This is a genomic window from Gelidibacter salicanalis, from assembly GCF_016469035.1.
Lineage (GTDB): Bacteria > Bacteroidota > Bacteroidia > Flavobacteriales > Flavobacteriaceae > Gelidibacter > Gelidibacter salicanalis_A.
On the sequence record NZ_JAEHJZ010000062.1, the window covers coordinates 19,436 to 28,426 of the forward strand.

Genomic DNA, 8,991 nt, shown 5'->3' on the forward strand with positions numbered 1-8,991 from the left:
TTCCAACTATTCAGGTCGTGGTTGGTGTCCTTCATGCGTTGTTGGTGTTTTCCACCAACAACTTAGCGTATGCCCTTGCTAGTGTTCACCAACAAGCACCCAGAAGCTACTGCGCCTTTGATACTTCAAAAACTGCAGTTTCCGTCATATTAATCACTTCGCCTATATCACTTTTAGCAACTCTCTTAGTACGTAAATATCTATTCAGATTATAAGCATCAAAATTAGCTGCATTTTTATCTACACTATTGATCTTAACACGTCCTGCAGAGTGGATAAATTCATTGTTTCCAATCCACATGCCCACATGAATCACGCGTTCTGGAGAGGTCTCTGTGGCTTTCTTACCGAAAAATAATAAATCACCCGGTTGTAGCTTCTCAAAGTTTTGATTGTCATCAATAAGATCTCCAGTATGAATTTGTTGGGAAGCATCTCTAGGTAAGATGAGTCCGTTTAAGAAAAATATGGTCTTCGTAAATCCACTACAATCCACGCCTTTTGGAGAAGTACCTCCCCACAAATAAGGCAAACCCATCAATCGTTTTGAAGTGGCTACCAAATTTTCTTGGGACGGATCGGTTCGTGATAACCACGAGGCGTAAAGCTCCGCTTCTGTTTTGTTGATATAGGCAATGCGTTGATCAGGATATACAACCTTGTAAAACTCACCCTCTTCACTTAACAACTCAAAAATGCCCCCGGCAACAACGTCTGACACTACTTGTGATGCTGTAAAAGGCATAGAATAACTACTTCCAGAAATGGTGGTGTAAATGAGTTTAGTTGCCGATTTCCAACGGTCAAATTCCGCTTGATCGATATCTTCCACCCCGCCACTGTCTACCCAAGCCAAATACTTATCTGGAGTTTGAATTAAGGTCCAGCTATTTTCCTTTTTTAGAATTTTTACGGGTGTTCCTAGAGTAGCTTGAGTGGCTAATTCAGCAGAATGTGCTGGCCGACTTCTTAGGTTAGCTACAGAAATTGTAACCAAACCTAAAGTTTTGCCCTCTAAAGCTGATGCTGGAAGAATTTGAATGCTATCTATATAATCAATTTTTGCAGCGGTCAGATTATTCTTTAAAGCCTCTACAGCATCCGGTAAATTACTTTCACCTTTTAACATATAGACCTTACCTCTCTTTTCTGCAGTGACATCAAATAACGCTACTCTCTTGTCCGGAGCGTATTGGCTTTTAACTGCTTCTATTTCTTTTGTTAAATGCGTTTTATTTTCAACTCTTGTGGCACAACTCATTGCGAGTGTTAACGCCAGAAATAAAACGCCAATTTTCGAAATCTTTTGTATCATTTTAATTTGATTTTTAAGAAACAGCAAATTATAAAATTATAACTGATCTTTTAAGTATAACGAACATACTTTTTACTTTGGACGCCATTATTTAGCGTCATAGCGCTTGTAAGCGCTACCACAATAGTACACAATAGGCTGAACATTTGTTTTAAAATTTTAATGCTCATAAGGATAAGCATCAAAAAACAAACCTTAATAAGAATCTTTAATTTCAGAGGAAAATTAGGACAATTAAAGCCAAATATTGCAGTTTCTGTTAAATGAATCATTAAATGGATGGCTAAGTAAGGTTTTTCGGATTTTGACGTCTATCTTTGTTAGACCTTGGATAATTAAGCCCTAAGGGCAATAAACCGAAGGTATATTTTATCCAATTAATGTGCACGTTATAAACGGTTTCACATCCATTACTCTGTTATACTTATGAAATTCCCTCAAGTACCAAAAAATGAAAGTCACAGACTTGATGCGCTCAACTCTTACCAAATTCTAGATACCTTACCTGAAAAAGAGTATGACGAGATTACCGCTTTAGCCTCTATGATTTGTAATACACCAATGTCTCTGATCAGTCTTATCGATAAAGATCGGCAATGGTTTAAATCTCACCATGGTCTGGACACCAACGAAACCCCAAGAGAATTCGCATTTTGCGCGCACGCCATCAATCAAAAAGATAAAACACTTATAGTCAATGACGCGCGTATAGACGAGCGTTTTCGAGATAATCCGTTGGTTACTGGAGATCCTAATTTGGTCTTTTATGCGGGTATTCCACTGATTAATCCTGAGGGACTACCCTTAGGAACTCTATGTGTTTTAGATGTGAAACCAAAACAACTCACCCCAGAGCAAGAACACGCCCTTGAAATGCTCGCCAATCAATTAATGAAATTATTGGAATTGAGAAAAACGACCATAATCTTACACCAAAGCAACCGAAAACTCAATGCCAAGAATAGAACCTTAGAAAAATTTGTAAGCGTGGCGGCTCATGACATCAAATCGCCCATGAATAATGTTTTGGCCCTGTCTGATATGCTTCTTGAAGATTATTCAGAAACAATGGACCCAGAGGCGGTTCTGCTTTTAGAACATGTCCACACCTCAGTATTGCAATCTACCTATCTTATTGATGGCATTCTTAATTACAGTAAAGACCCCAACAGCCTCTCAGAACACAAAGAATCTGTACATATCAAATCCTTATTATACGATATTGAAGAGCTTTTGGTCACCAAGGGAAACGTTGAGATGACCATTGAAGTTGATGACAACTTACACGCTTTTATCAATAAAACCGCGCTACATCAAATTTTTAGTAATTTGATTTCCAATAGCATAAAATACAACCATCAGGACAGGGTAGAAATTCTCGTACACGTTTATGAAGATGATGAGGAACTTAAAATCAGTGTCAAAGATAACGGCCCAGGCATTGATCCTAAAGACAAAAAACGCATCTTTAAATTATTCTCTACCACCGCTAATAGAGATAAAAATGGCTTCCACGGTACAGGAATCGGATTGGCAACTGTAAAAAATTTAGTACATAGTTTGGGCGGAAAAATAGCCGTCATCTCTAATAAAAAGGAAGGTGCCAACTTTGTATTTACTTTGAAAAAAACCTGGCAGGATGTCATCGCTTAAGGTGTACCTAAAAAAGTATTTTTAGTTTTCTTTTCGGGGTAAAATACCACGGTGGCATCAACACTTTTAATTACTCATAAAACCCACATCTAAACCGTGTTTGAAAAGTATTTAAAGGCTTATGTTATACAACCCAAATATTCTTCTTATTTTTCAATAAATTTCAATTTGAAGCCCCCGAAGCCCAACAGCAAGCCTACACAAAACCGAACATGGTTGCGCCGCATTCTTATTACCCTTGCCGTTATTATCTTGGTGCCGCTTAGCCTTTTTACCATAGGTTGGTTTAATAGAGATAGCGTCATTGACATGCTGCAAGAATGGTATGCTGGAAACACCTCAGGCACCTTGGTGATTGGAACAGTCAATGCGAGCTTTTTAAGCGGTTTCCCCAATGTTGGTTTTACCCTAAAAGACATAAAACACACCAATACAGATAGCATTACTGACCAATTTTCATCACTTCAAATTGAAGAGGCAAAATTAGTTATAAGCGCCGGTAACCTTTTAAGGGGCGATTTCATATTTAGAAAAATAGATGTTAAAAACGCCGTATTCTATCAGGAAGTAATTTCAGAACGCCCGCTGGCCTATCATGAACAGTTAAAGCGTACCAAAAAAGTGGGCCAAGGGTTTCAGTTTCCCAAATGGCTCAATCAGACAGGCGCCACTATAGTATTGGAAAATATTAAATACACCAATAAGGATACTATTTTAAACAAATATTTTGATTTGCACATTCATAATTTCAGAACCTCCTTTAAAGGCCATTCTGATAAATTGGAGGGCAATACATCTTTAGACTTGAGCATCAACCACTTGGGATTCAATACCAGAAAAGGCAGTTTTTTAAAGAACGCCCGTGTTACAGGAAATCCAAAATACAGCGTAGATATAAAGAATGATTCGATTACAATTCCCAAGTTCCCTCTCTATATCGAGGATCAGATTTTCCAATTAACGGCCCATTTTAACCTGGCTGAATCCAACGGGTTTGTTTTTGAACTACAAAATAATACGACTGGTTTTAAAACCATCAAGCGTCTTTTAAGTGATAGTATTGCCAGTAAATTAAAGGATTTTGACATCCAAAAGCCTTTTGAAAGCTCTGTCAAAATTGCAGGAAAATTTGCCTATGGCAATAATCCAGAGGTTAAAGCGGACTTTTCTACTATTAATAACGAGATCGTAATCTCTGAAAGGATACACTTAAAGAACGCTGCTTTCAATGGTCATTTAACTACCGATATTTATACTAGGGATAGCTTAAGAAAGATAAAAAAATCACCTAAAGACATTAAAGTTTCTTTTGACCTGTTAAATGGTGAATTTGATGATATTAAAATGACGAGTGTCAATTCCTATTATCAAAGTACACCAGAAGCAGCGAATTTTATTGAAGCAAATGTTAATTTAAAGGGACGCAATGAAACCTTAGCAAAACTCGTTGAAACTGATAATTTCGATTTTAAGGGTGGTAATTTTCAACTACAAGCCCTCATATCGGGAGACATTCCCAATCCTTATCAAATTTTAAATAAAGCTACCGGTCTTTTTAATTTGAACAACACACGGGTTGTACTCAAGAAGAACGGCTTACAACTGCCTATTCAGTCCATTTCAGTCGCTTTAAACAAAGAGGTCTCCATATTGAGAAACTTGACCGTCAACTTACCCAACGGTGAAAATTTAGTTTTTAAAGGCACCTTAAAAAGCATTGCCGGATTGCTATCTAAGTCGCCCACCTCACCCACTACAAGTCAAATCACCTTAACTTCTGAAAATCTCAACATCTCTGAAGTGATTGAGATGGCCAAAGAGTTTATTCCGGAATCCAATGCAAAAAACACGGATAGACAGGCCTTGCACGAAACGCTCGAAGCGGTTTACAGTCAATTTCATCCCAAATTTGACCTAGACATCAAAGCGTTGAGATACAAGAATGTGGTGATTAACGATTTGAAATCAAATATTGAAATCGCCAATTCTGAGACTATTTTACTTCATAATTTTAAGTTTAATTATGATGATGCCGTCACCAACCTTAAAGGCAGTATTAAAGTTTATCCACCGGAAAGCCAATTACAGGAAGCCATTTACATGAACGCGGCTGCCACTTCAGAAGGATCTTTAAACATATTTAAAGAGCTTTTTAATATTGAACTTTTCAGAATAGATTCTGGGCGATTTAAATTTAATGGTAACGTCAATGGTAATGTTAAAGCGTTCAATGAATTATTGAAAAGTGCGAAAGGCGACTTGACGCTTACCAACACAAAACTCCATTACCCCCCTGCTGAAATGGATATTGCCATAGATTCTTTAGCGTTATTTGTAGATCATTCTACTATAATTCTGAAGCAATTCAACCTGGAGATTGACGATTTTCATCCCATTCAATTGAACGGGCGCATTAAGGAATTTCCAAATTTTCTATTAGACGAAATTACAGATCCAGGATCTATATTTTTAGAAATCTCTGCTCCTTTCTTTGATGGGGATCAACTTTTTAGGACTATTGAATCCTTTAAGGATGACACTAAAGCCAGTACAAAAAATAAAAAGGCATTACACACTATCTTTGAAGATGTCAATGCCTTCAATCCTGAGATCCGATTGGCTATAGACTCCTTAAAATATAAAGACCTCATTACTGAAAATATTGCTGCGCAGGTTTATTTTGAAAATGATTCCATTTTGAAACTAGATCATCTGGACCTAAATTATAAAACGACAGTAGCCAATATTCAAGGCGAAATCAATGCGCATACCAGTAAAATGGACTTACTGAACGATAATCCTTTTGACCTCAATTTTTACGTTCAGGTAAAAGGAAAGTCTGAAGATTTGAACGACTATTTAAAAACGACCAACTTTGTGTTTAAGTCGGGCGATTTTGAGTTTTACGGCAACTACAAAGGCCAATCCAAAAACCTAACATTATTCAACTCTGCTGCCTCGGGCGATTTAAAGATTGGGGGTACGCTTGTGGACTTTAAAGCTGCCGATCTTCAAATTCCTGTAGATAGTTTGCATGTTAAAATCAATAATGATCTGGCAACGCTAGAAACACTCGACATCCAATTACCAGGGAAGAGTTCGCTATTTTTTTCTGGAGCTATTGATAAGTTTTCAGAATTTATAAATGGTTCTACCGAGAACCGACTGCACAGTTCAAATTTCTCCATCTATGCGCCTTATTTAGACACCTCCAATATCAAAGAATTTTTGGAAGGTTCAGAAGCGGTCAGTCCAAACAAGACAGACGCCAAAGACTTAGATCTCCAAAAGTGGAAAGACGTCCTCACAAAAATAAATACCTCGTTCTATCCGGCCATTGCCATTCAGGTAGATACCTTAAAGCACAAAGCATTTCATATTACCAATTTTGAATCGCAGCTCAGATTTGATAATAAAGGGCGTTTTAAAATTGAGGACACCCAACTCAATTTTTATGGCGGCAAGATAGTAATGACTGTAGAAGTAGGCATAAAAGCTGATGAAAACACTCCTGTTTCTATTGACATGGCTGTGCATGACATGAACCTCCACGAATTGGTAACGCGATTTGATTATTTTAAGGATGAACATTTGAGACAGGCAGAACATATTTCAGGAAATCTAAATTATAAACTTACCGCAACTGGTACGGCCAATAATTCTGGGCAGGTAGATATGAACTCTCTAAATGGAGTTCTGAGGATAGAAATTGATAGCCTGGCTCTTTTTGACTATAAACCCGTTATGGAAAACATTCCTTTAATGAAGGCGGAACGCTTTAAAAATTTAAGATTCAGACCGATCGTTCAAACCTTTGAGATCAAAGACGGCGAAATCATCATTCCCCGAACTGAACTCCAGTCGTCCGCCATTCATTTCTTTTTTGAAGGTCAGTTAAAACTGAACGAATATGCCAACATATGGTTATCCGTACCTTGGAAAAACCTCAAGAGCAATGATGGATTGACCTTGCCAGAAAAGACTACTTATGACGATGCCGGATCAAAATTTCACCTACAGTTTCTTCAAGATCAAAACAGTAAAAAAGCGCGCAAGCAACAGCTTAAGGTCAAAATTAGATTGGGCAACAGGAAATTGAGAAAGATGCGGGATAGTTTGAAAGAGTAATCTGAACACATGGAATCGTCACCATTATTTCCCACCTCATGACACCTCACAAACATTGCCGCTGTTATTTATGACTGTCTTGTCTTTAGTAAAATTCTATTGTCACTATCATTAGGTCTAAATGAGTTAAGGCTTCAAATAGATTTCCCTTAATTTTAATGACCTTCAACAGAGCACCCTACATGATTAATTTTTATTTAATGCTTTTTTTATTCATTCATTATGATCAATTATAAATGGTTAACCAGACGCATAGCCGTCATTCTAACATTACTTATCTGTGCCATAGCTGCTATATTTATTGGCATATATTATTACAGTTCAAACCCTGAGATTTTTCAAAAGTCTGAACGCATGATAACCATTTGGGAACCAAGAAATGTGACAGACGACATGGCAAATTTATTTATAATGCCCGATGTAAAATACGGTTATGAACTGCTTACAGAAACCCAAAAACACATGGGTCCACAGGCTAAAAATCCGCAAATGCGCTTGTCAGGTAATAACCTCAAATGCACGAGTTGTCATTTAGATTCAGGCAACAGGCCAGGTTCAGGTTCTTGGGCCGGTGTTACCCAGCGCTATCCTTCTTTCCGCGGTCGGTCAAATGCTATTGGAACCATTGAAGACCGCATCAACGGTTGTATGGAGCGAAGTATGAATGGCCAAATGATTGATGAGGACTCCAGGGAAATGCGCGCAATGGTAGCGTATATGGACTGGCTAACTGAAGGCATGCCAGAAGATGAGGTTGAGAAAGTTTCAGGATTTACAAAATTAGCTCCACCTAATACAGCTGTAAATTTAGAAGAAGGCAAACAAATATTTACGCAACATTGCGTAGAATGTCACCAACAAGATGGCCAAGGTTTAAAACATGAAGATTTTAAAGACGGGTATGTCTATCCGCCACTTTGGGGTGAGGATACTTATAATGATGGTGCTGGGATGCACAGAGTGTTGACCGCTGCTCAATTTATAAAAGCAAACATGCCGTACCTATTAGCATCTAGAGATAATCCTGTCCTCACTGATGAAGAGGCTTACAACGTAGCGGGATATATTAATAGCTTTAACCGTCCTGAAAAAGCCAACAAAGAAAAGGATTATCCAGACTTAAAATTAAAACCAGTCTCGACGCCTTACGGACCTTGGGAAGACAATTTTACTGCAGAACAGCATAAATATGGTCCTTTTCCACCAATTATTGCGTATTATAAAGAGACGTTTGATATTAAAAAGACCAAATAGATCCAAAGCACTTGCCAATTATTGATTGCTTTTTAAAGTCCCAGAATGCTTGAAGTCTAAAGGTTTATATATTTATATCATTGTGATCCGATAAAGGAACAAGACCGCTGCGCTTGTAGTCCCGACTATCGGGAAAAGAACATAGACGTAACCGTAACTATACGACAATGAGATGGAGTTTAGATTAAAATTCCTTATCACTATAGTTGATAAGCAGCAGGGTGTCATTATGAAAATTCCATAACATTCCTTGCCTCAATAGCGTTGTTAACTTTTTATTTTTTTTACCGGACACTGATGATTAAATATCATTAGTGTTCTGGTAAAACAGGCGAAAAGTTTGCAAACCCCCTTAAAGCATGATCTGGTTCAAGAACTTAAAAATGAGACCTCGTTTTTGAAACCAATTTCACTTAAAGTGATTGGGCAAATTTAATTAAGAATAACGACTCTTTATCAATCAGTTACAATCAAGTCTTTGTTCCCCGCCTGTCGGCAAGGGCAGGTTTATTCTATAAGCGCAGCGATCTTAATTCTTTATCGGACACTAATAATTTATAATAGAACATATGGCGTTGTTGCTATTGAATATCTGCTGCTGAGATGATTTGAATTCCTAAATATTCCATCTTCTTTTTTAA

4 protein-coding genes are annotated in these 8,991 nt (G+C 37.6%); 3 read left to right on the forward strand and 1 reads right to left on the reverse strand.

What is annotated here, in order from left to right; all coding sequences use genetic code 11:
• Positions 1 to 106: 106 nt before the first annotated feature.
• Complete coding sequence (locus JEM65_RS20170) at positions 107 to 1,315, reverse strand: C40 family peptidase (protein WP_199603411.1); 1,209 nt, start codon at positions 1,313 to 1,315, stop codon at positions 107 to 109.
• A 426-nt stretch (positions 1,316 to 1,741) separates the two neighbouring features.
• On the opposite strand from JEM65_RS20170, the gene JEM65_RS20175 reads away from it, so the two are divergent.
• The 3 genes from JEM65_RS20175 to JEM65_RS20185 all read left to right on the forward strand — a co-directional run bounded on the left by JEM65_RS20175 (position 1,742) and on the right by JEM65_RS20185 (position 8,350).
• Positions 1,742 to 2,968: a sensor histidine kinase gene (locus tag JEM65_RS20175; RefSeq protein ID WP_199603414.1), complete on the forward strand. Its 1,227-nt coding sequence runs from the start codon at positions 1,742 to 1,744 to the stop codon at positions 2,966 to 2,968.
• 168 nt (positions 2,969 to 3,136) lie between these two features.
• Entirely contained in the window at positions 3,137 to 7,096 is a 3,960-nt protein-coding gene (locus tag JEM65_RS20180; protein WP_199603416.1) for an AsmA-like C-terminal region-containing protein, read from the forward strand.
• 222 nt (positions 7,097 to 7,318) lie between these two features.
• Entirely contained in the window at positions 7,319 to 8,350 is a 1,032-nt protein-coding gene (locus tag JEM65_RS20185; RefSeq protein ID WP_199603418.1) for a c-type cytochrome, read from the forward strand.
• Positions 8,351 to 8,991 lie beyond the last annotated feature (641 nt).

What these genes read in the sequence shown, in the direction of transcription:
- JEM65_RS20170 (WP_199603411.1), bottom strand. Translation starts at nt 1,315, where the DNA reads ATGATACAAAAGATTTCGAAAATTGGCGTTTTATTTCTGGCGTTAACA.
- JEM65_RS20175 (WP_199603414.1), top strand. Translation starts at nt 1,742, where the DNA reads ATGAAATTCCCTCAAGTACCAAAAAATGAAAGTCACAGACTTGATGCG.
- JEM65_RS20185 (WP_199603418.1), top strand. Translation starts at nt 7,319, where the DNA reads ATGATCAATTATAAATGGTTAACCAGACGCATAGCCGTCATTCTAACA.